Origin of the sequence: Actinoplanes sp. NPDC051633, from assembly GCF_040681735.1 — a bacterium.
GTDB lineage: Bacteria > Actinomycetota > Actinomycetes > Mycobacteriales > Micromonosporaceae > Actinoplanes.
In genome coordinates this window covers 1-1,842 of the sequence record NZ_JBFAZH010001386.1, presented here as the reverse complement: position 1 = coordinate 1,842, position 1,842 = coordinate 1, and the positions used below count along the sequence as shown (strand labels likewise).

General features: G+C 73.5%; 2 protein-coding genes and 1 pseudogene. All 3 read left to right on the top strand.

The annotated features are described in order from the left end of the window. Nucleotides 1-462 (top strand): annotated as a pseudogene (locus AB0M20_RS41250) (sensor histidine kinase); the annotation flags it as partial. Next, nucleotides 450-1,112 carry a response regulator transcription factor gene (locus tag AB0M20_RS41245; protein WP_364306748.1) on the top strand — a complete coding sequence of 221 codons (663 nt, stop codon included), beginning with the start codon at nt 450-452 and terminating at the stop codon, nt 1,110-1,112. The pseudogene AB0M20_RS41250 and the gene AB0M20_RS41245, both read left to right, overlap by 13 nt. Nucleotides 1,113-1,202: 90 nt before the next feature. Further along, nucleotides 1,203-1,842: protein phosphatase 2C domain-containing protein (locus AB0M20_RS41240; protein WP_364306746.1), on the top strand; the 640-nt coding region annotated here is incomplete at its 3' end.

Sequence of the window (1,842 nt, the reverse complement as noted above, 5' to 3'; positions counted from 1 at the left end):
TTGGAGCTGCGCGAGGTTAACTCGCGGCGGCGCGACCACGCCCCGCGGGGGGGCGTTGGCGGGCGTCCGCAGCGGGCGCTGCCCGACGTCCCGGGGCTGGTCGACGAGTCGCGCGACGCCGGCACCGAGGTGCTCCTGAGCGCGGCGGTGGACGAGCCGGCCGAGGCGCCACCGGCCGCGGCCCGCACGGCGTACCGGGTGATCCAGGAGGGCCTGACCAACGCCCGCAAACACGCGGCCGGCCAGCTGGTCCGGGTCGATCTGCGCGGCGGGCCGGGCGCAGGCCTGCAGATCGATGTCCGTAACACGCTTGGGCCGCAGCGCACGACGGCGTCCGCCCCGTCCGGTGGCGCCGGGCTGGTCGGGCTCACCGAGCGGGTGAACCTTGCCGGCGGGCAGCTCGACCATCACTGCATCGACGGCGAGTTCCGGCTGCACGCGTCGCTACCATGGCCCCCGTGACCCAACCGGTGCGCGTGCTGGTCGTCGACGACGACGCGCTCGTCCGCGCCGGGCTCACCATGATGCTCGACGGCGCCCCGGGCATCGCGGTGGTCGGCGAAGCCTGCGACGGCGACGAGGTGCCGGCCGCCGCCGACGCGCACGCCCCTGACGTCGTACTCATGGATCTGCGGATGCCGCGGGTCGACGGCCTTACCGCAACCCGCCGCCTGCGCGCCCGCCCGCGCCCGCCCGAGGTCATCGTTCTGACCACATTCGACACCGACGAGAACATCCTGCTCGCGCTGCGCGCCGGCGCCAGCGGCTTCCTGCTCAAGGACACCCCGCCGGCCCGGATCGCCGAGGCGGTCCGGCAGGTTGCGGCCGGCGAGCCGATCCTCTCGCCGCGGATCACCCGCCGCCTGATGGACCGGACGGCCGTCCAGGCCGGCGCCTACACCCGCGCCAGGGAAACGCTCGCCACGCTCAGCCCGCGCGAACACGACGTCGTCGTGGCGATCGCCCAGGGCCACAACAACACCGAGATCGCCAAGGCGCTGAACATGACGCTGGCCACCGTGAAGACCCATGTCTCGCACATTCTGACGAAGCTCGACCTCGACAACCGCACCCAGATCGCCCTGCTCGCCCACGACGCCGGCCTGGCCTGACTCGCCGACCCTTGACCACTGTCCCTAAATCTACAGCGTTCGGTCACATCGGGGACTCGCCGGCGTCGCTCCGGCGGCTACGTTCGGGCAATGCCGATCCGGCCCCCTCTCGCCATCTGGGCTGCCGCGATAATCTTCGTCGCGTCGCTCGAGATCGTCATGCTCGATGCACCCGCGGTCGTGCCCCTGTTCGCCATTGCGGGGATCATCGCGAGCGTTTCGGCGCTCCATGTCGAGTGGGCTCGCCGCGTCGCGCAGCCCGTGGCGGCCGCACTCCCCGTGCCGGCCGCTCCACCGGCCGCGATGATCGCCGCGCCGCGGCCGCTTCCGGCGGCCCGCGGCATCCGGGCCGACGCGGAGAGGAGATTCCCTGCGCCGCCCCGCTTCGACGAGCGCGGGTCGAACGCGCACGCACAGCCCTGGCTGCTGCCGCCGCACCGATCGGCGCCCGGGATCGCCGCCGACGAGGCGCAGGTCGGTGACTTGTCGGTGCGCGCGGCGTCGGTCGTCGGTCCCGGGCACCGCTGCACCGAGCCGGTGGTCGCCCGCCAGGACGCCTACCAACTCGGGCGGGACCGGGCGAGCCGGTTCCTGGTGGTCGCCGTCGCGGACGGGATCTCCGCCAGTCGACACGCCGATCGCGGTGCGACGGTGGCCGCGCAGCGATCGGTCGATGCATTGGCCGGCCGGCTCGATCAGGCGGCCACGCTTGATGACCTGTCGGCGAGCG